The organism is Blautia sp. HCP3S3_H10_2 (genome assembly GCF_052122375.1).
In the GTDB taxonomy this organism is placed as follows: domain Bacteria; phylum Bacillota; class Clostridia; order Lachnospirales; family Lachnospiraceae; genus Blautia_A.
This window is the reverse complement of sequence record NZ_JBQKCL010000005.1, coordinates 1-18,257: the sequence shown is the minus strand read 5'-3', so window position 1 is coordinate 18,257 and position 18,257 is coordinate 1. Positions and strand designations below refer to the sequence as shown.

Genomic DNA, 18,257 nt, shown 5'->3' with positions numbered 1-18,257 from the left:
TAATGGTGCTTTCTAAATCCGATTATGCAAAAAGATTATGCGTCTTTTCTGACAACTAAGTATCTTAATACGTTGTCCATGATACGTACATGTCTTTCTACTTCTGCCGGACACTGTGCGTCTGCCTCAAACTGAATAAAGTAGTAGAAGCCTTCATGCATTTTCTGAATCTCGTAAGCTAATTTCTTCTTACCCCATTCTTCAACGTCTGTGATAACGCCGTTGTAACGAGTGATGTATCCTTTAGCTTTCTCAACTACTGCATCACGTACTTCGTCTTCAACTTTTGCGCTAACAACTAATGCTAACTCGTACTTGTTCATGCTTGTCTTACCTCCTTATGGTCTGTTGGCCCTTTGCCTGTCAAAGAGCAAGGATATTTTATATATCACGATTTTTGATTCTAACATACTTTTTACGGACTGTAAAGCATTATTTTTCCTTTTTCTGAAGATTTTTTGTGTTTTTCTCCACCATTTTACGCGGTACCATGATCTGGTGACCGCATCCCATACACTTCAGACGGAAATCCGCTCCTACTCTTAGGATTTCCCATTCCCTGCTGCCGCAGGGATGGCCTTTTTTCAATGTTACAATATCTCCAATTTCATATACAACTGCTGCCATCTATTTATAAACTCCTTTTTCAAACACGCTCACTTCTTCTATTTTTTTACTTTTATCTGGGAAAAGACCTGGCCAATAGGCTCCTTGATCAAAAGATCCGCATATCTGTCTCTGGGCGTCGGAGACTTATTGATCACTACCAGATGATCCCCTGAAAAATAATCGATCAGTCCTGCTGCCGGATAAACAGCCAGGGAAGTCCCTCCTATGATCAGGACCTGTGCCTGGGAAATAGCACGTACCGCCGCATTGATGGTACTGTCATCCAGTCCCTCCTCGTAAAGAACTACATCCGGCTTTATGCTTCCACCACAGGAACACTTTGGAACACCTTTGGCAGCTTTCATATATTTGAAATCATATGCTTTTTTGCATTTCATACAATAATTACGATATACACTTCCATGAAGCTCCAGCACATTTTTACTGCCTGCCATCTGATGAAGGTTATCAATGTTTTGCGTGATAACAGCTTTCAATTTTCCAGCTTCTTCCAACTCTGCCAGCTTCAGGTGAGCCACATTCGGTTTCGCTGTATCACACAACATCTTGTCCTGGTAGAAACGATAAAATTCCTCAGGATGACGCATGAAAAAGGTATGGCTTAAAATGGTTTCCGGAGGATAATCGTATTTCTGATTATAAAGTCCGTCCTGACTTCTAAAATCCGGGATTCCGCTTTCAGTAGAAACTCCCGCACCTCCGAAAAATACAATATTGTCATACTGGTCAATCAACTCCTGAAGCCTTTCAACTTCCTTACTCATGTCCATTCCTCCAATCTGCGCTTCCCACTTTACGGTGTATTTCACTTTCACTCAGTGCGCATATCTAATTTCCACTTGGTGTAGAGCTCTGCTCCGTGTTATCGTTTTTCTTTACAGTATCCAGCGTATCTACTCTTTTTCCCTGAACCACATAACGGGTAGATTCATTGCCGGTGCAGGTGGAAAGGGTCACGATTTTGTCCTCTACGCCCAGCTCACCTGGTGTAGTCTTGATATCTGAATAAGAAACAATTTTATTCATATAATCCACAAATTCCTGACCAGGCCCCTTGAACAGCGTATAGGTATCACTGTTTACCGCTGTGGTATATGCAGAAATAATCTCATATCTGTAGGTTTTCTCCGGGGTAAAGATCCAGAAATATTTGTTCTTATTATATGCAGAATCATCCTTACTGAAATTCTTCAGCTGTCCAAACATAGTTCCGTTCTTCATATTGTGGCCGTACACCAAAGTATTGCAGTCACTGAAATCTGCCTTATTTTCATAATCGATGAAAATTGTTCCAGCGAAATTATAATTTTTCTCATAGGTCATATGAAGATACTGGTCATTATCCGTTCCCTTAACAACCGGATAACTGACACCATCCAGCGCTTCCACATAAATCCATCCGATCACATCTGTGTTAATGCTTCTCAGAGAATCAAAATCGATATCCAGAGGTGCTTTTAATGTTGGGCCATTCGGTCCTGCCACCTCATTATTCTCCTTATCTTTATCCGGATCCCGCTCTGTTACTGCCATCTGCGCAATCGCATTGTACTCATCTGATCCTTTTTTATACTCTGTATAAATATGATAAAGATTATACGCTGCATAACAGAATATACAGATTGCTGCAATCAGTACAACTGTCAGCAGAACATCTCCTGCTTTTTTCTTTTTTTTCGGCTTCTTATCTTCGCTCATACAAACCTCCTTTTATGTAAGATACTAATTTACTCCCATATTCTTATAATGATGTTAATGGAAAAGATCTTTTGCCACTAACCCGACGCCATGGATTGTTCCGCAGCTATGCTACTCCCACAATCCTTCATTATTATAATGGGTATGGGAATTTCACGCAACTATGAGACAGAAACTTAACCTTTTCTGATCAGACTTCTGTTCACACACCTCTCGGTAACCTGATTATACCCTCTGCATACTTATTTCTGGTAATCTTCACATTTTACTTCTTCCAGAACTTTTCTGCACTCTTCCCGCAGTTTTTGCTCCTGCTTCTGATACAATATAAGATCGCAATGCCTGAAATAAGAATCGCATCCATACTCTGCGATAAAAGTATTAATCCTGTCATCTGCTGTCAGACTGGTTTCAAAAAGTAACAGCTCCTGCCCCTCCCCGAAACATTTTTCCAAAAAGAGGAAACCATTTTCCAGCATTTTTTTCGTCTTTTCAAGCTTCTTTTTTCTATCCTGGCAAAGCTCTCCAAACATTCTGAGGATCAGCCTGATCCCATCAGCAATATCCGTAATATGCTTTTCTCTTATAGCCTGCAAATACCTCTCCAGGATTCTTATCTGTTCTTCCTCTATAGCTTTCTCACCAGCAGTTAGCAGTTCTGCATTTATTTTTGCCTCAAGTGAATTTCTTCTGGAAAGAATGAATTGCTGCATGGCTTCTATATTTTCTTTCCCCTGCAGATAAAGCTTTAACTGCCTGAGATTTTCATAAAGCCTTTCTATCTTTTTATCACATTTTTCAAACGCAGAAACCTGATTTTCAACTGCATCCAGCACCAATTCTGTAACTGTAAAACGCTCTTCAAAAGGTGCCTTTTCTGCCATATCACAACTGAGCTGATAGCGTTCTTCAGAAACAGTTTCTTTCAGTATTTCCAGAATCTGATAGTCATTTTTGTACTTATCATACAGCTTATAATAAGAACAAAAATCTCTTGCAATTTCCTCTTTTTGTAGAAATTCCCCGATCAGTTCTTCCCCTATTTCTATCTGAAGCTCCTCATAGCTTTTCAGGATTTCTGAAAGATCCTCCCAGCCTCTGGCCGTCACGAAAAACTTACCGTCTACCGTATTTTCTACTACATAAAAATTCTCTTTTTTCAGGGAAAGATACGATATGATTGCTTCATGTACCTTTCTTTTCCTGGCATATTCCAGCCATACATCAGCTTCTGCCTGTATGGAAATTTTCCGGACACGATCCAGGGTAACAATATCAAATTCCCGGACAGACTTGTTATACGCCGGTGGATTTCCTGCTGCCACAATGATCCAGCCATCCGGTACTTTATGGGTTCCAAAGGTCTTATTCTGCAGAAACTGGAGCATGGCCGGGGCAAGAGTCTCAGAAACACAATTGATCTCGTCAATAAAGAGAATTCCCTCTTTTTTCCCAGTCCGTTCCATGCAATCATAAACCGAAGCAATAATTTCACTCATGGTGTATTCTGTTATATTCATCTGGATACCACTATAATTTCTGGAAACGATCTTGGGCAAGCCAACTGCACTCTGCCTGGTATGATGGGTAATGGTATATGCAACCATCCCTACCTTGCACTCCGCTGCAATCTGCTCCATAATGGCAGTTTTGCCAATGCCTGGCGGACCGATCAGAAGAATGGGCCGCTGCCGTACCAGTGGATAGGTATAATTTCCATTTTCATCTTTTTTCAGATATGCCGCAAGAGTATGCACGATTTCGCTTTTCGCTTCTTTTATGTTCATCCTTATGTCCTTTCACCAACGACCAGTTTATATGCCCAGTCTGGCACAAGTCTCATATTTTCCGTCTTTTTTACAAATACAAAAGCCGTCTCATAATCCGGTTTCTGCCTTGGATAGATTCCATCTCCGTCTGTAAAATAGATCAAAGCCTTCAGATTCTTAAGTTTCTGTTTTTCTTTTTCTTTACGGATAAATTCAAAAACAGGTCTGAAATCCGTTCCTCCACGCCCCTCTATTTTTACATTTCGAATATATTCTCTCCACTCTTCTTCGGAATGGATTACCTTATACAACTGAATACAACAGTCACATTGTAGAATATACACTTTCATCTTCCGAAAGAAATTCTCCCTGTTGCTAAGGATCTCATAGGTTTCCCCCAGAAATCTCTGTACCAGCTCTTTGGAACAGGAACCGGAAGTGTCAATCGCGATCACAAGTTCTTCCAGACGGTTCACTTCTTTGTATTCCAACGGTTCGATCAAGGGAAGATTTCCATATTTTTCCATGCCTAGATTATAAAAAATATAGTCAAAGCTTTCCTCATCCAATTGGATTTCTTCTCTTGGAAAGGCAAACTTCCGGAGAAATTTCCGGTAATCATATCTGCTTCTATATAGTTCTTCCAGCTCCTCTTCGCGTTTTCCTTTTGCTGCTCCGATCCGATGCTTCTGCCTCTCTTTTCCAAGAGTTGTATAAGTCAGGATTCTCTCCCACCTGCTTCTTTTTTCTTCTTTTCTACCTGTATTCTGATTCCACAAAGAATGGTCATCGAATGAAAAAAGTGACTCCAGATTTTCGATTTCAAAGGGGATTTTCTGCTCTGTCAGGAGCTGATAAATTACCTCTGGAGAGAGAATCTTCCCTTTAAAAAAATTAAAAACCGACTGTCTTTTTCTTTGTATTTGTGCTTGAAAAGGCCACAGATTTCCAGGTATATCTGCCTGTATAAGGAGTTCCGCAGCCAGATCACATGCCAGATTCCATATCCTTTTTTCTTTCTTTTCCCCATAGAAAGGATGGAGATAAAGGCAATGAAATAGCATGTGCAGATACCCACGTTTTAATTTTTCCGGTTCCTCTGAACAGGTCCTGATTAGAAATAAGGCGTCTGCTTTTATTTTTTCCCCATCTGTACCAATCCCATGAAACCCGCCCAATATTCCAGTCGTATCTGCAATGTCACCCACGTTTTCCTCTGATTCTACCACAAAAGGAAGCTCCATCAGTGCACGGGAAAAGTAAGGAAATCTCGCGCAAATTTCTTTCTGGCAGTTGTACAATATCTCCAGCCCAATATCCTGATACTGGTCTGCTTTCTTTCTCTCAGAATTCAAATTTCTTCTCTGTATATCCATATTTGGAATCCTTTAGCTTCATCAGCCATACCAGACTCTCCAGACTTCTCTCCTGCCGGGCTATCCTGATAAACAGTTCCAGTTCTTTCTCGCCAAACCATCCCTGCGCCTCCAGAAGCTCCATTCCCGCCGTGTCTTCTTCTTTGATCAGTTTCTCCATTGCCGGGCGGATTCTCCGTTTCAGATATTCCCTATAGTCTGCTTTTTGCTCTTTTTGATCTTCCTCTTCCGAAAAAAATCCCTCCAGGGCGCAGGCAAGCTTAATTCGCTCCTGACCTGTAGTCTGGAATTTCCGGTATAACATATTCTGTTCTTTTTCCATTTCTGCTCCATGCTAAAGCCTGTTTGAAAAAGGTTCTAAAGCCCATAATTTTTTCTTCCACGCAGTTTCCCTGCCTACTATTATAATCCAATCCCTCTTTTCCTACAATCGGATTTTTCAGATTTGCCACAATCCCTTTCCCCTGTTATAATGTAGATACAAAACACAGGAGGTTTCATTGAAATGGCAAAAAAGAATCTGATCGTCGGACAATCCGGCGGACCTACCGCAGTTATCAACAGTAGTCTTTACGGCGTAGTATCTGAAGGACTCCGTCAGGAAGAAATCGGACATGTTTACGGCATGGTAAATGGGATTGAAGGCTTCCTTGCAGGCACTGTTCTGGACTTCGAAGAAGCCCTTCCAGGGGATAAACTGGAATACCTTACCTACACTCCAGGTGCTTATCTTGGTTCCTGCCGCTATAAGCTTCCAGAATCCCTGGATGACCCGGTATATCCCAAGCTTTTCCAGAAATTCCAAAATATGAACATTGGCTGGTTCTTCTACATCGGCGGCAATGATTCTATGGATACGGTAAGCAAGCTTTCCCGCTATGCTGCTATGACCGGAAGTGATATCCGCATCATCGGCGAGCCGAAAACAATTGATAATGACCTTGTCCACACCGATCACACTCCCGGATTTGGAAGTGCTGCCCGATATGTAGCCTCTACAGTCCGTGAAATCACCCTGGATGCAAATGTTTATGAAAAAAAATCTGTAACCATCGTAGAGATCATGGGACGCCATGCCGGATGGCTTACTGCCGCAAGTGCTCTGGCACGCAGATACACAGGTGACAATCCGCTTCTCATTTATCTTCCGGAAACAGCCTTTGATACAGAGGATTTTCTTAATAAAGTAAATGCAGCATTTGATAAGAATTGTAATGTTGTGGTTTGCGTTTCCGAGGGAATCCATGATGCAAACGGAACCTTCATCTGCGAATACGATAATTCCGTTGGAACAGACACTTTCGGTCATAAAATGCTGGCAGGCTGCGGCAAATATCTGGAAAATCTGGTTCGTAACCGCCTCGGCGTAAAGGCCCGCTCCATTGAGCTGAACGTGAACCAGCGTTGCAGCGCTTCCATGCTTTCCGATACAGACCGCCAGGAAGCCATTGCTGCTGGTATTTTCGGTGTCCAGGCTGCTCTTAAGGGCGAAACAGGCAAAATGGTCTCCTTTGTGCGCCAGGAGACACCTGATGGTGTTTACCAGATGAAATGTGGCCTTGAAGATGTAAATCTGATCTGTAACGAAGAAAAAACAGTTCCTCTTTCCTGGATCTGTAAGGATGGCTCTGATGTAACAGAGGATTTTATCCATTATGCACGTCCTCTTATTCAAGGGAATGTAGAGCTTCCTCTGGGAGAAGATGGACTGCCGGTATGCGTCTATAGAAAATAATCCGGAACAAAAGCCCCTTTCCATGTAATGGGATACGTCAGTACACCCAATCTGTCATTACAATGGAAAAGGGCTTTCTTCTTAATCTTGAGGAATTTAAATGTGAAGGTAGAATCATTGAAAATAAGCCACATGTCGGAGTTGATAAGACACTGCTTGAAAGTTCTCCTAATAAAGTTCTTTTGAGAAATACTGCTACTATAAAGATTGCGCCAGATGTAACATCGGAACTTATACTGGATCGTCTTATGATTGAAAACTGTGCCAAAGTATCTTGTAGTGAGGAACAGGAATGTGCTATCGCTGCTGTTGCCAAAAATGTAGCTAAAATTGGAGAATCTGGTGACAACAAATTTTCAGGAATGGCGGGCGGCTTTAATGATTTGCTCTCTACTAAAATGATTAATGCTGATAGCTACATCATGTAAGAGCCCCGTCTCATGAATTTAAGTATAAAAGAGAGCCTGGTGGAAGAGCCGCTTCCATCAGGCTCTTACGTCTTTCCTCTTCCATTTCGTTAAAAAAGAATCCAGTCAATTGCGGTTATAAAAACCAGATTACAGCAGGTCTTTGGTTTTTCGGGCAAGGTAAAGCGGAAGATTCGTAAAGTCACCATCTTTACGGTATCCACGCTTGGAAAAGCGGAAGGCGTGTTCCGGCTTATGGTTTGCAACATATTTCTTGAAAGAAATCGCTTACAGTCGTTTTATAGAATACCTCAATCAGATAATTTCGTTTCATTTTGTTCACTCCAGCATGTTCTTTTACCCATCCAGGTTGCCGAACCGTTTGATTTCCATTTTACTTTTCCTCTTACAGCAGTGTTCCAATCCCCGCAAGAACCAGAGCGATCAGCAGCATTCCCACGGTTCCGAACAACCATTTCTTTTTCTTATCGGCTTTTGAGATATACGGCATCAGATCCTCCGTTTTCGGAATCACCCACGCTTTGGTGTGGCCGACCCAATAACCATCAATACCAAGTCGGTCGATGAGATTCATCACGGACAGGATGACGAAGCACTGCCAGAAGCCATTCCAAAAGCCCTGCGCTCCATTGATGGCATACACGCACGCCATCACATAGGCAAGATACATCGGAATACAAATTACCTTGAAGCGCAGCGCGTTCCGTTTGATATTCTCCTTCGTGGTCAGACCCAGTGCAATGCACCGTTCCTGCACGTTCTGGCCATACAAATGCACCATGCCAACAGCACTTTTGCGGATACCGACGGCACAGACTGTAACCAGCAGTGCGCCCAGTCCCAGCCCTTCCAGAATTGTTTGCAACAACATTCTTTATGCCTCCTTTTCCAGTACGATGATTTTGTTTGAAATGTTCCTCACAAACGGCAGCTGGTCCAGCAGCTTATAGACCGGCACAAAGACCGCCATGCCTTCCGTCAGGCTGTGTTCCTCCATAAGTCGGAAATTCGGAACAAGTTCCGCAAGGGCAGCGCCATTTTTCACACCCCACGCAAATTTTGCGTTGCTGGCATCAATGGATTTTTCCTTGAACCGCTTCACAATCATCGGATTCATAGTTTCCACAAACACAGTCGCTTTCCGAAAGCGCCCAGAAATTACTGCAAAGATTCGTTGCACGTCCGCTTCGGACAGATACATGGTCAATCCTTCGATGATGACCAGCACCGGTACAGTTTTCTCTTTGATTTCATCGCCCCAGTTGTCCATAGCGGACATGGCAATCTGCGAAATCAAGCCACTCTCCGACAGGAGTTCTGCACGTACGGCCATCGTTTCTGGCAGATCAAGGTTATACCAGTGTGCATACCCTTTCATCCGATAACACCGGGTGTCCAGCCCGCAGGCAATGTTAACCACAACGCCACCGGGATGTGCTGCCAGCCACGCCGTTGTCAAACGGTCCAGCACGATGGTGCGGGCAATAACACCGCTATGCATGGCGGTATCTTTGTCCGCAAGAGAAAAATCGTAATCGAGCCTGCTGACGATTTCCTCAGCTTTTTTATCACAAATCACACCGCGGCTTTTGCTTTCTTTTGCTCTGGCATAGATGGGTACTTTGTTCCTGTAAGCGTAAAATAAAGTTTTGACATCTTTCTTTCCTCCCTGTCAGTCATCATAATTATTCCAGTCACCAAAAAATCCTCTGTTGCTGTGACCTGTCTTATGTCCGTTTGAATCATAATGATTGACACCGCCAAAGAATCCCTGTCTTGATTCTCCCATTTTGTGACCATTGGTATCATAATGATTCATTCCGCCGAAAAGCCCTGGTCTGCTCTCTCCTACTTTGTGACCGCTTGCATCATAATTGTTATACCCACCGAAGAGCCCCGGTCTACTCTCTCCAATCTTATGTCCTTTGCTGTCGTAATGTTTAATCTCACCGAAAAATCCCTTTCTACTGTAACCATCCTTACTGCTCATGTTCTTCTCCTCCTTGCTTGAACTCTTATTAATCCAGATTGTAAATTAATCCAATCATTTTTAGTCTCTTATTTTCTTATTTGCTCTAATCAGCCATGTACTCATAGTAATCAGTTTCATCGGCGAACAGTCTGTAAACGCCGTCTACCAATCCCATGTAACCATCTTTGACAAAATAACCTTTCATTCCATTCACCTTCCTGTCTGAAAACTCGTTTCTTCGTTCCTGATAGGTGTATTATGCCATAGATAGGTGTGCAAAAATCTGCACTTCCAAAATCAGTATCAAAAAAAAGCCAGATGATCTTCTTTCCATCATCCAGCTCTTTTCATCTTTCTTTTTTCTATTGTAAATAAAGTCTGCAATTCATTGAACGGTCAATATTGGAAACTGTCTTCAGTATTTCTCAATGATCTCCTGCAGATACTCCCTATACTGCTCCCTGACATTTTCCGGTCCTTCAATCTGCATTCCTGCTCCAATGCCGGTCAGCCATCCAAAGAACTGTGGACTGACTGCTGCCAGAACTCTTGCCCTGAAATGTTCCTGATCTATGGACACCATCCAGGTATCATGCCCGAATCGGTCGATGATCACTCCAGCCAGATAACTGGCACAGTTTAACGTAACTTCCGTATCAACGCCTCCATACATTCCGAAGGTTTTCTTCGCAAATGCAGCCAGATCAAAATGATCAAAGCATTCTTTTCCCTTACGTTCTGTATCCAGCACAGACATATGAAGCATCTTATCTACCCGGTAATGCTTAATGATTCCTGCTTTGTCATCATAGGCAACCAGGTAATAATTCTCATCATCCCAGGTCAGTGCCCAGGGGCTCACCTCATACATGGCGCCATTCTTTTTCAGGCGCAGCTTCTTCTTGTACCGTCCATTCCGCATATTGGAAGGAAATCTCCTTATTCTCAAATATAGCGGTATGAATATCATCTACGTTATAATAAATAGTTTCGTTCTCTGTTTTGGGACGATTTACCACGAAAACCTGCTTCGCCAGAATTTCTGCATCGGACCTGCAGCAAAGCTTCTCCAATTTCCGGATCAGCTGATTGGATTTCTGCTCTGTGATAAATTTGGAATCATGAGTGCCATCCCCTGTTTCATGCATTTATCCCTGTACTTGCGCAGTTCAGCCTCGGCTGTCATCCACTTTTTTGAAATCTCCGCATATTCCGGTACATCGCTTATTGTATACAAACGGCGCGTATGCTCCCGCTTTTCCCTTGCAATCTCCTCTTCCGTTTTCAATTTTCCCCGAACTTTCCATATTTTTCCGTAAATGCTTCCTGTGCCAAATCATGTTCTTTCTCATACGGATTTCCATCTATTGTCCAGATGTAGGTGATATCCGAACACCAGACTGCATTCGGACGATCAGGATTAAATTGCTCATCAAGGATATTTTGTAATTCAGTGCTGAAATCGGAATCTTTTGTGGTGATTGTCCATGGTTTGCTCCACTGAGCACGGATCCCCATTTGGCGCATATATGTACCAACGGTTCTTTCCGAAATGACTTCACCAGTTTTTCGAAGTTCTACAGTGATTTTCGGAGCACCGTAGTTCTGCTTGGAATCATCATAAATATCCTGTATTTTTGCTTTCACAGCTTCACGACGTTTTTCTGTATCAGAAGGTACATGGTGGAGCCATGCAAGATATCCTGAGCGAGAGACACCTAAAAACTTCAACATTCCGGAGACGGAAACCCGGCGTCCAGCCTTTTTGGCAGCTTCCGTCTTCTCAGACACTTCGAGATAAATGGCTTCCGTCATTTTCCCAGAATGTTGATTGCTTTTTTTAACACATCAAGTGCATCTTGGGCATCACGTAATTCACGCCTGAGACGGGCAATTTCCTTCTGCTCATCAGATGCATAATTACCAGAACCACGAACAGGAATATCACCTGATTCCCGGAAGTCTTTCAGCCACTTTGTTAATGTACTGTAGCCGATGCCAAGATTTTCTGCACATCCACGTACTCCGAGATCTTTGTGATCCTGATAGTACTGGACTGCATCAAGTTTAAATTGTTTGTCATGTTGCTTTGCCATATGAGATCCTCCTTCAGCATGTTTCTATTGTACCATGCTTATGTGTATTTGAAATTTCTCATTTTGGCTTGTACTATTTATATTCTAGCAACAGCATGAGCATGTCAATCTACTCAGGGCATAAAATGATATCTGGAAAGTCCAAGACAAAGAAAGCACAAGTTTCTGAAGAAAGTGCAGAATAATTAGCAGTTAAAAAGGATATTTATAGACGGCAATCTTTACATTTATGCCTGATGGAAAGAGCTGCTTCCATCAGGCACTCAACCTGATTCTGATTAGAACCCATTCACGTCAGCAACTCAAACGTCCGATACAGATCCAGCCTGCCGAACCCCCATTCCCTATTGGGATACTGCATCTTTTCTTCCCGTTTTGCCCCTCTTATAATGTAATTTTTTACACTAGATCCGGTAAAGTAGGGACGGTTTCCGCGTATCAGAGCCCACTCAAACAAAAGTGCAGCAGCTCCTGCTGTCTGCGCCGCAGAAAGACTGCTTCCGGAAGCGGTTCCATAAAGCCCGTTCAGTAAAGGTACACGAAGCTCCACTCCTGGTGCGGCTACCTGCGGCACTATATTTCCATCTGGCATAAATCCCCTGCTTGCCTGCACATACAAACTGTTATCCCTATATTGGTAGGATGTCACGGTAATACTTTCCAGGGAATCTCCCGGCGCAGTCACTGTATTATAGGGAGATGGCTCCAGGAAGTAAGTTTCCTCAGAAATCAGGCTCTGCACAGGCAGCCACATATGGAAACCTACATTCTGGTTATCCCGGCCGTTTATCAGAATCCGCCATATCCCTGCCGCCGGCTGGATAAACCGAAAATATACAAGAGTATGTCCAGTCTGCCTTTCAATTGGAATATAATTTACCTCCACCCTGGTTTCCACGAAAACAAACCTCAGCACTTGTGTCACATCCCCAATGGATGCGCTGATATCCAGAATTTCTCCGGTAGGTGACTGCAGGGAAAGATGATAGATTTCCGGCGGCTCGCCCCAGAATTCCATAGTAAATCCAGGTTCCTTCTCTCCAACCCTAAGTTCTGCGCCAATCTGGTTTTCCCGTTCTGTAAGACGTCCTGCGTAGTGATGTCTCGCAGCCCCCTCATTTCCTGCAGCAATAGACACTGAAATCTGGGAAAACTGGGATGCATAATCCACATAAATGCTCAATGGATTTTTTCCAATATGGGCTCCCTGACTGGTTCCGATTCCAAGACATATGGAAAGAGGAAGTTTCCTGGCACCAGCTGTCTGTACCGCAAAATCCATCCCCATTATAATATCATTTTCCTGAAACAGCTCAGCATCCGATGGAAAAAGATAAAATTCCTGGAGATATTTTTTTGCCTGTTTTACTTTCACAATAATAAGCATAGCCTCCGGTGCAGCTCCTGAGAAATTCTCTTCTGGAAAATAATTTCCGGCTGCAATGGCCGCCATTCTGGTTCCATGCCCATTTGTGTCTGTAGACGGTACAATTTCCAAAGGATTTTCCGAGGAAAGAGCTCTGTCAATATCATTTTTCCAGAAAACACGGCCATAAGGTACTTCTTTTCCATCCCCTTCCAGAGTCTGATCCCAGATACAAAGGATTCTGCTGCCCATTTCGTTCTGAAAAAGAGGATTCCGGTAATCAATTCCAGAATCCACAACTGCAATAGCCGTTCCCTTCCCTTTCAGCTGCAGATAGGGTTGTTCCTGTAATCTGGTGATTCCAGATGCACTTAAGCCGCCCAGATCCATATAAGTATAACATTTTGGGATAAAACTATAGGAATACGTATTGATATTCAGCTCTCCAATTTCTGTCAAAGGCGCATAAACAACCCCATATATTGCATTTATCCTCTGAAAACTAAGACCTGGGACATCGCCCAGGTCTTCCGGAAACTCACTCATATATTTTACAATAAAATCTGCATACATCTCATTCTGGGCTGGTGACACCCTGTTTTCCATGTCCATTTTTTGCATGGTTGCTCCTATAATTTTTATTATAAAGTATGCTTCTTTTATCTTTGTTATGCATTTACAATGCTTCACAATTCTTCACTTTCGTCCTGAAACATGCCTTTCATATTGCTTTATACAAGATATCAGCCCAATTTAATTTCCAGTCTTTTTCTGGACAGTTACGACTTTACACTTCTTTTTCCAGCAAAATACACCAGCAATATAACTCCCGCGGCAAACGTAAACAAAGAAATAAACTGCGAGGTAGACAAAACGCCCACACTTCCGCGGGCCAGATCCCCACGGAAAAATTCCAGTATAAACCGTCCTGCACTGTAAAAAATCAAATAAGCAGCTGCAGTCTCTCCATCCTTTTTCTGTCTTTTCAAGATCAGAAGCAGTAATCCATAATGTAAGAAATCAAGAATACTGGAATAAATCTGGGTAGGAATCAATGCTATGCCATTAGGCGCAAATGCAGAGTCCTGAAACGTTATGGAAAGGTGACTGCTGGTCTCTTTTCCGTAACAGCAGCCAGCCAGCAGACACCCAATTCTGCCGAAGCCCTGTGCCAACGCCACAGATGGCATCAATGTATCAAAAAAGCGAAGAAAATCCAGCTTTTCCACCTTACAATATACATAAGCAGTAATGATTCCACCGATAATGCCGCCAAATACTACAAATCCATCTGTCAATGTATCTCTAAGAAATCCTGGATTTTCTGCGATGCTTTTCCATTCCGTGATCCAGTACAAAATTTTTGCACCCAGAAAGCCACCCAGAACACACCATACCACCAGGTAAAAAACATGCTCATAAGGCAGTTTCCGCTTCTTCGCCCTGGCTTCCCCTGTAAAATACGCAGCCAGAATACCGATGGCGATCATCAATCCATACCCATATACGGTAAATGGACCTATCTTCAGAAGTTCATTTTTCATAGTAAAATTCCTCTCTCAAAGCAGCCTTTCCAAAACTTCAGAAGTTCCCGGTTGGCATGGTCGTTCTTATTGTTCTCCACGCTTTCATCCGGATCACACTCCCCACAGATATCTACCTGCAGGATCCTGCCACCTTTTTTCCAGAACTCAGTGGTAAAATCAGTTAACATTTCCAACAGCTCTTCCAGAGTCATATCTCCCTGGCTCCAGGTTGTACTGGCATTCTCTTTACAAAGCACATCTTTATCAATAGATACATATAATGGAATCTCTGCTGGAATTTCCTGTATCCAATTTCGGATTTTCTTATCCTGTATTTCTATATTTTTTTGTACTTTTCCATTAATTCCTGTTTTTTCATCATCTTGTATGATTCCATGGTACATTCTCATCTGGGACAATTCTTCTCTTGACAAAAACCTTACCCTGTCTTTAAACGGTTCTTCCACCTGGCTGTACGCCTCTTCATCTGGTCCGATCAGCCAGACTTCCTTAAGGTTCTCCACCTCTTCCAATGCACTGGCAATCCACCCGCCGCAGGACAAAAGTCCTCCAAAAGCTGGCAGCTGCATGTCCGTATGATTATCAAAAACCAACAGATTAAAAGGCTCCTTCACTCTCTGTGCCCCAATCCGACTCATATAATGATAATTACCAGAATCGATAAAATAGATACCGGAACCAGGACATTTTTCCAGCCTTTCCAGAATCTGATCTACGGCTTCTTCATCACAGTAGCAGTTTGTCCCTGAAATATCCTTTAGATCAAGCCAGAAAACTTCTTCATTCTGGTAAAACAGCTCTTCCTCATAAATTCCGGAAAAATTCATGATCACAATATTTAAGTTCAATCCTTCCACTCCTCCAGAACTTCTTCCTGAGTTTCCTGGTTTTCCCCTGTCTCCTGAGGATCTTTTAGTTCCTGGACATCTTTGCTTTCCCAGTTTTCCATGCTGTCCTGATCGGCACTTACAGTCTCTGCTCCTATAGTATCATCTATCTCTCCCACACTCTGGGCTTTTTCACTTTTAGCTTCTTCTGACATATCAGCGTTTGCTCCCAATGACTCACTTGCTGATACATTCTTTCCAGTATCCTTCTCGTCAGGTGCAGTCTCTTTCTTCAGTCCATGGCACAGGATCAGATAAAAAATAATATCCAGCACCCCATTTGCCACAAAGATCCATCCGGAAACCTGCACTGTCATCTTGATTTCAGAAAATGGGTTTACAAGAATCAACACACCCAGTCCGATAAAAATCAGACTTTCCACCAGAAATGCTTTCCACACTCCTTGTTTTCTCTTTTTCAGCTTCAGACTTCCCCGAAGCATCCAGATGCTGTCTACCAGAATAAAAGCACCCAGCATTAAAGTGAGAAGTTTCACAACTACCGTGGGATTCATAAACAGAAAAATACCGATTACCAATACGATCACTCCAGAAAAAAGATCCAGTATGGTAGAATTCTCCTTCTCCAGAACAAAAATCACAACGTGATAAATGCCAGCTCCGATCAGCACCAGACCAAATACCACTTTACAAAGGACATTTACCGTCTCTACAGGCATAAGTGCCAGGCATAAGCCAAACAAAAGGTAAAAAACAGCTGTGGGAATCTGCCCCCTGAAAATCTTTTTTTTCTTCTCTTCCATGAATAATCCTCCTATCTTTCCGGGAATACAGCAATTTCCGTGAATGCTGTTTTTCCCGGTTATATAGCTCTTTCTGGCAGTATAACTCTTCGCGACAATTTCGTCTACCCAAATCATAGTTTATCAGCTACAATTTTCCACCATCATTATCCAATCTTCGTATTCTTATAAACATGTACAAAATATATAATTTCCACAATTGCCGTAATTCCCCATGAGAAAATGTACAGCAGGTACAAAGACGGTATCGTCCGGAAATATGCAAACACGGTATTTACCCAGATCATCCTAAATACACAGGACCCCATAATAACGATTATTGTGGGAACAACGCTCTTGCCAAGTGCACGGGAAGCTGCAATGGTACTGTCCATAAAAGCAGAAAATCCATAACAGTATCCCATAATGGTAAGCCGCTTCATTCCGGCCTCCACCACTGCCAGATCATTTGTAAACAGCCCCAGGAATTGTCTTCCAAAAATAACCAGGGCAATGCCTCCTATCAGCCCGATTCCAAAGGAATAAGCGAGACTGATCAGATAACTGTTCCGTACCCGCTCTCTTTTTCCAGCGCCATAATTCTGTCCCATAAAGCTTCCACAGGCCGTATAAAAAGCAGCCATGGAGTCATATAAAAGGGCATCTGCATTTGCAGCTGCTGAATTACCGGCAACCATTGTGGCATCAAAAGAATTAACACCTGCCTGGATAAACAGATTCGCCAGCTGGAAAATTCCATTCTGAAGACCTGCCGGAAGACCGATCTGAATAATACACTTCGCCATTCTCTTATCAAATTTCAGCTCTGACAGGCGCAATGCGTAATCTCCGCCCATTTTCACAAGTGCCCGCAAAATCAGAAAAGCAGATATATATTGGGAAATAATACTTGCTGTCGCAACCCCTGCAACATCCATTTTACAGACGATTACAAAAAACAGGTTCAAAAGCACATTGACCACACCAGCTGCCGCCAGATAATACAGCGGCTTCCGGGTATCACCAAAAGCACTGCACACAGCATTTCCAAAATTATACAAAGCAAGGGCTGGCATTCCCAGAAAATAGATTCGTATATACAGTACTGCCCCGCCAAGAAGTTCTGTCTTCGTATTCATCAGCTCCAGGATTCCCTTGGAAAAAACCATTCCAAAAAACAGTACGATCAAACCTGTTGCCAGACTTACCAGAAGGGCTGTATGAATGGTCTGAACCGTGCTTCTCTTATCCTTCGCTCCAAAAAATCTGGCTACCAGAACATTGATTCCACCTGCCATGCCGATCAGGATTCCTGTAAACAGTGTCACCAGCGTAGTGGTAGACCCAACTGCCCCCAGAGACAAAGATCCGGCAAACTGGCCGATAACTGCAATATCCGCCATATTAAACAACACCTGTAAAAGATTTGTAAGCATTAACGGGATGCTGAAAACCAGCATTTTCCCCCAGATAGAGCCACAAGTCAGGTCCTGTCTGTCATTTTTCATTTTACTCTTTCTCCTTTAGTAACCCCCAAAAATTCTATAGCAATCCAGCGCAAAAAAGAGGTTCATGAAACCTCTTCCTGCGCCATCGTTATATGGATTATAGCACTGACACTCTCTTTTGTCATTGCCTTTTCCGAAACTTTTTAGCTTCTTTATAATAAAAAAAGCTCTTGAAAATTCAAGAGCTTAAAGAGGTGCCACCCAGATTTGAACTGGGGATAGAGGTGTTGCAGACCTTTGCCTTACCACTTGGCTATGGCACCATATTATTTAATTATTCGCCGAAGCGAATGACTCCAAGGGGATTTGAACCCCTGTTACCGCCGTGAAAGGGCGGTGTCTTAACCGCTTGACCATGGAGCCTTATGAAATCGGGCTTCATGCTCCGATTAAACTCCCCCTGTTGGACTCGAACCAACGACACTTCGGTTAACAGCCGAATGCTCTACCGACTGAGCTAAGGAGGAATATAAAGGTTTGCACCTTCAAAACTACATACATG

The 18,257-nt window shown here is 42.8% G+C and carries 23 protein-coding genes and 3 tRNA genes; 3 read left to right on the top strand and 23 right to left on the bottom strand.

The window, feature by feature from the left end; translation table 11 throughout:
- Nucleotides 1-35: 35 nt before the first annotated feature.
- The 8 genes from rpsF to ACTQWB_RS06425 form a co-directional block, all read right to left on the bottom strand.
- Nucleotides 36-323, bottom strand: coding sequence for a 30S ribosomal protein S6 (gene rpsF / locus ACTQWB_RS06460; RefSeq protein ID WP_117851485.1), 288 nt, complete (start codon nucleotides 321-323; stop codon nucleotides 36-38).
- A gap of 109 nt (nucleotides 324-432) precedes the next feature.
- The gene (locus ACTQWB_RS06455) at nucleotides 433-627 is read right to left on the bottom strand and encodes a DUF951 domain-containing protein (RefSeq protein WP_441501153.1); all 195 of its coding nucleotides are present in this window, start codon (nucleotides 625-627) and stop codon (nucleotides 433-435) included.
- 38 nt (nucleotides 628-665) lie between these two features.
- Complete coding sequence (locus ACTQWB_RS06450; RefSeq protein ID WP_441501152.1) at nucleotides 666-1,394, bottom strand: NAD-dependent protein deacylase; 729 nt, start codon at nucleotides 1,392-1,394, stop codon at nucleotides 666-668.
- Nucleotides 1,395-1,458: 64 nt separating this feature from the next.
- Nucleotides 1,459-2,328 (bottom strand): class B sortase, encoded by an 870-nt coding sequence (srtB, locus tag ACTQWB_RS06445; protein ID WP_441501151.1) that lies wholly within the window; start codon nucleotides 2,326-2,328, stop codon nucleotides 1,459-1,461.
- 242 nt (nucleotides 2,329-2,570) lie between these two features.
- Complete coding sequence (locus tag ACTQWB_RS06440; protein WP_441501150.1) at nucleotides 2,571-4,115, bottom strand: AAA family ATPase; 1,545 nt, start codon at nucleotides 4,113-4,115, stop codon at nucleotides 2,571-2,573.
- A gap of 2 nt (nucleotides 4,116-4,117) precedes the next feature.
- Nucleotides 4,118-5,473, bottom strand: coding sequence for a vWA domain-containing protein (locus ACTQWB_RS06435; RefSeq protein WP_441501149.1), 1,356 nt, complete (start codon nucleotides 5,471-5,473; stop codon nucleotides 4,118-4,120).
- Nucleotides 5,442-5,795 (bottom strand): hypothetical protein, encoded by a 354-nt coding sequence (locus tag ACTQWB_RS06430; protein WP_441501148.1) that lies wholly within the window; start codon nucleotides 5,793-5,795, stop codon nucleotides 5,442-5,444. The genes ACTQWB_RS06435 and ACTQWB_RS06430 overlap by 32 nt, the downstream gene beginning before the upstream one ends.
- The gene (locus ACTQWB_RS06425) at nucleotides 5,734-5,925 is read right to left on the bottom strand and encodes a hypothetical protein (RefSeq protein ID WP_441501147.1); all 192 of its coding nucleotides are present in this window, start codon (nucleotides 5,923-5,925) and stop codon (nucleotides 5,734-5,736) included. Before ACTQWB_RS06425 ends, ACTQWB_RS06430 begins: the two co-directional genes overlap by 62 nt.
- A 53-nt stretch (nucleotides 5,926-5,978) precedes the next feature.
- Between ACTQWB_RS06425 and ACTQWB_RS06420 the strand changes: the two genes are divergently transcribed.
- Nucleotides 5,979-7,208, top strand: a complete 1,230-nt coding sequence (locus tag ACTQWB_RS06420) for a 6-phosphofructokinase (protein ID WP_441501146.1) — start codon at nucleotides 5,979-5,981, stop codon at nucleotides 7,206-7,208.
- A gap of 62 nt (nucleotides 7,209-7,270) precedes the next feature.
- Nucleotides 7,271-7,636 (top strand): hypothetical protein, encoded by a 366-nt coding sequence (locus ACTQWB_RS06415; protein ID WP_441501145.1) that lies wholly within the window; start codon nucleotides 7,271-7,273, stop codon nucleotides 7,634-7,636.
- A gap of 385 nt (nucleotides 7,637-8,021) precedes the next feature.
- On the opposite strand, the gene ACTQWB_RS06410 is transcribed toward ACTQWB_RS06415, so the two are convergent.
- The 7 genes from ACTQWB_RS06410 to ACTQWB_RS06380 form a co-directional block, all read right to left on the bottom strand.
- The gene (locus ACTQWB_RS06410) at nucleotides 8,022-8,507 is read right to left on the bottom strand and encodes a hypothetical protein (protein ID WP_441501144.1); all 486 of its coding nucleotides are present in this window, start codon (nucleotides 8,505-8,507) and stop codon (nucleotides 8,022-8,024) included.
- A gap of 3 nt (nucleotides 8,508-8,510) precedes the next feature.
- A complete protein-coding gene (locus tag ACTQWB_RS06405) occupies nucleotides 8,511-9,251 on the bottom strand; it encodes a class I SAM-dependent methyltransferase (protein WP_441501345.1) in 741 nt (246 codons plus the stop codon).
- A 57-nt stretch (nucleotides 9,252-9,308) separates the two neighbouring features.
- The gene (locus ACTQWB_RS06400) at nucleotides 9,309-9,626 is read right to left on the bottom strand and encodes a hypothetical protein (RefSeq protein WP_441501143.1); all 318 of its coding nucleotides are present in this window, start codon (nucleotides 9,624-9,626) and stop codon (nucleotides 9,309-9,311) included.
- A 397-nt stretch (nucleotides 9,627-10,023) separates the two neighbouring features.
- Complete coding sequence (locus ACTQWB_RS06395) at nucleotides 10,024-10,530, bottom strand: helix-turn-helix transcriptional regulator (RefSeq protein WP_441501142.1); 507 nt, start codon at nucleotides 10,528-10,530, stop codon at nucleotides 10,024-10,026.
- Nucleotides 10,472-10,756: a hypothetical protein gene (locus tag ACTQWB_RS06390; protein ID WP_441501141.1), complete on the bottom strand. Its 285-nt coding sequence runs from the start codon at nucleotides 10,754-10,756 to the stop codon at nucleotides 10,472-10,474. The genes ACTQWB_RS06395 and ACTQWB_RS06390 overlap by 59 nt, the downstream gene beginning before the upstream one ends.
- Nucleotides 10,757-10,892: 136 nt before the next feature.
- Nucleotides 10,893-11,399: an IS3 family transposase gene (locus ACTQWB_RS06385; protein WP_441501140.1), complete on the bottom strand. Its 507-nt coding sequence runs from the start codon at nucleotides 11,397-11,399 to the stop codon at nucleotides 10,893-10,895.
- Nucleotides 11,400-11,419: 20 nt separating this feature from the next.
- Nucleotides 11,420-11,704, bottom strand: a complete 285-nt coding sequence (locus tag ACTQWB_RS06380; RefSeq protein WP_005612369.1) for a transposase — start codon at nucleotides 11,702-11,704, stop codon at nucleotides 11,420-11,422.
- Nucleotides 11,705-11,799: 95 nt separating this feature from the next.
- On the opposite strand from ACTQWB_RS06380, the gene ACTQWB_RS06375 reads away from it, so the two are divergent.
- Nucleotides 11,800-11,889, top strand: a complete 90-nt coding sequence (locus ACTQWB_RS06375; RefSeq protein ID WP_441501139.1) for a DUF6219 family protein — start codon at nucleotides 11,800-11,802, stop codon at nucleotides 11,887-11,889.
- 104 nt (nucleotides 11,890-11,993) lie between these two features.
- On the opposite strand, the gene ACTQWB_RS06370 is transcribed toward ACTQWB_RS06375, so the two are convergent.
- From ACTQWB_RS06370 to ACTQWB_RS06335, 8 genes are all read right to left on the bottom strand, one after another.
- On the bottom strand, nucleotides 11,994-13,691 hold the full coding sequence (locus ACTQWB_RS06370; RefSeq protein ID WP_441501138.1) for a S8 family peptidase: 1,698 nt from the start codon (nucleotides 13,689-13,691) through the stop codon (nucleotides 11,994-11,996).
- A gap of 158 nt (nucleotides 13,692-13,849) precedes the next feature.
- Complete coding sequence (locus ACTQWB_RS06365; RefSeq protein WP_441501137.1) at nucleotides 13,850-14,614, bottom strand: prolipoprotein diacylglyceryl transferase; 765 nt, start codon at nucleotides 14,612-14,614, stop codon at nucleotides 13,850-13,852.
- Nucleotides 14,611-15,465 carry an arginase family protein gene (locus ACTQWB_RS06360; RefSeq protein ID WP_441501136.1) on the bottom strand — a complete coding sequence of 285 codons (855 nt, stop codon included), beginning with the start codon at nucleotides 15,463-15,465 and terminating at the stop codon, nucleotides 14,611-14,613. The genes ACTQWB_RS06365 and ACTQWB_RS06360 overlap by 4 nt, the downstream gene beginning before the upstream one ends.
- On the bottom strand, nucleotides 15,462-16,268 hold the full coding sequence (locus tag ACTQWB_RS06355; protein ID WP_441501135.1) for a DUF308 domain-containing protein: 807 nt from the start codon (nucleotides 16,266-16,268) through the stop codon (nucleotides 15,462-15,464). Before ACTQWB_RS06355 ends, ACTQWB_RS06360 begins: the two co-directional genes overlap by 4 nt.
- Before the next feature lie 146 nt (nucleotides 16,269-16,414).
- A complete protein-coding gene (locus ACTQWB_RS06350) occupies nucleotides 16,415-17,755 on the bottom strand; it encodes an MATE family efflux transporter (RefSeq protein ID WP_441501134.1) in 1,341 nt (446 codons plus the stop codon).
- A gap of 192 nt (nucleotides 17,756-17,947) precedes the next feature.
- Nucleotides 17,948-18,018, bottom strand: a tRNA-Cys gene (locus ACTQWB_RS06345).
- Between the two features lie 28 nt (nucleotides 18,019-18,046).
- A tRNA-Glu gene (locus ACTQWB_RS06340) sits at nucleotides 18,047-18,118 on the bottom strand.
- Nucleotides 18,119-18,149: 31 nt separating this feature from the next.
- Nucleotides 18,150-18,222: transfer RNA gene (locus ACTQWB_RS06335), tRNA-Asn, on the bottom strand.
- Between the last annotated feature and the right edge of the window lie 35 nt (nucleotides 18,223-18,257).

What these genes read in the sequence shown, in the direction of transcription:
- ACTQWB_RS06350 (WP_441501134.1), bottom strand. Translation starts at nt 17,755, where the DNA reads ATGAAAAATGACAGACAGGACCTGACTTGTGGCTCTATCTGGGGGAAA.
- ACTQWB_RS06390 (WP_441501141.1), bottom strand. Translation starts at nt 10,756, where the DNA reads ATGCATGAAACAGGGGATGGCACTCATGATTCCAAATTTATCACAGAG.
- ACTQWB_RS06355 (WP_441501135.1), bottom strand. Translation starts at nt 16,268, where the DNA reads ATGGAAGAGAAGAAAAAAAAGATTTTCAGGGGGCAGATTCCCACAGCT.
- ACTQWB_RS06395 (WP_441501142.1), bottom strand. Translation starts at nt 10,530, where the DNA reads ATGCGGAATGGACGGTACAAGAAGAAGCTGCGCCTGAAAAAGAATGGC.
- ACTQWB_RS06380 (WP_005612369.1), bottom strand. Translation starts at nt 11,704, where the DNA reads ATGGCAAAGCAACATGACAAACAATTTAAACTTGATGCAGTCCAGTAC.
- ACTQWB_RS06365 (WP_441501137.1), bottom strand. Translation starts at nt 14,614, where the DNA reads ATGAAAAATGAACTTCTGAAGATAGGTCCATTTACCGTATATGGGTAT.
- ACTQWB_RS06410 (WP_441501144.1), bottom strand. Translation starts at nt 8,507, where the DNA reads ATGTTGTTGCAAACAATTCTGGAAGGGCTGGGACTGGGCGCACTGCTG.
- ACTQWB_RS06440 (WP_441501150.1), bottom strand. Translation starts at nt 4,115, where the DNA reads ATGAACATAAAAGAAGCGAAAAGCGAAATCGTGCATACTCTTGCGGCA.
- ACTQWB_RS06435 (WP_441501149.1), bottom strand. Translation starts at nt 5,473, where the DNA reads ATGGATATACAGAGAAGAAATTTGAATTCTGAGAGAAAGAAAGCAGAC.
- ACTQWB_RS06370 (WP_441501138.1), bottom strand. Translation starts at nt 13,691, where the DNA reads ATGCAAAAAATGGACATGGAAAACAGGGTGTCACCAGCCCAGAATGAG.
- ACTQWB_RS06430 (WP_441501148.1), bottom strand. Translation starts at nt 5,795, where the DNA reads ATGGAAAAAGAACAGAATATGTTATACCGGAAATTCCAGACTACAGGT.
- srtB (WP_441501151.1), bottom strand. Translation starts at nt 2,328, where the DNA reads ATGAGCGAAGATAAGAAGCCGAAAAAAAAGAAAAAAGCAGGAGATGTT.
- ACTQWB_RS06420 (WP_441501146.1), top strand. Translation starts at nt 5,979, where the DNA reads ATGGCAAAAAAGAATCTGATCGTCGGACAATCCGGCGGACCTACCGCA.
- ACTQWB_RS06455 (WP_441501153.1), bottom strand. Translation starts at nt 627, where the DNA reads ATGGCAGCAGTTGTATATGAAATTGGAGATATTGTAACATTGAAAAAA.
- rpsF (WP_117851485.1), bottom strand. Translation starts at nt 323, where the DNA reads ATGAACAAGTACGAGTTAGCATTAGTTGTTAGCGCAAAAGTTGAAGAC.
- ACTQWB_RS06375 (WP_441501139.1), top strand. Translation starts at nt 11,800, where the DNA reads ATGAGCATGTCAATCTACTCAGGGCATAAAATGATATCTGGAAAGTCC.
- ACTQWB_RS06415 (WP_441501145.1), top strand. Translation starts at nt 7,271, where the DNA reads ATGGAAAAGGGCTTTCTTCTTAATCTTGAGGAATTTAAATGTGAAGGT.
- ACTQWB_RS06400 (WP_441501143.1), bottom strand. Translation starts at nt 9,626, where the DNA reads ATGAGCAGTAAGGATGGTTACAGTAGAAAGGGATTTTTCGGTGAGATT.
- ACTQWB_RS06450 (WP_441501152.1), bottom strand. Translation starts at nt 1,394, where the DNA reads ATGAGTAAGGAAGTTGAAAGGCTTCAGGAGTTGATTGACCAGTATGAC.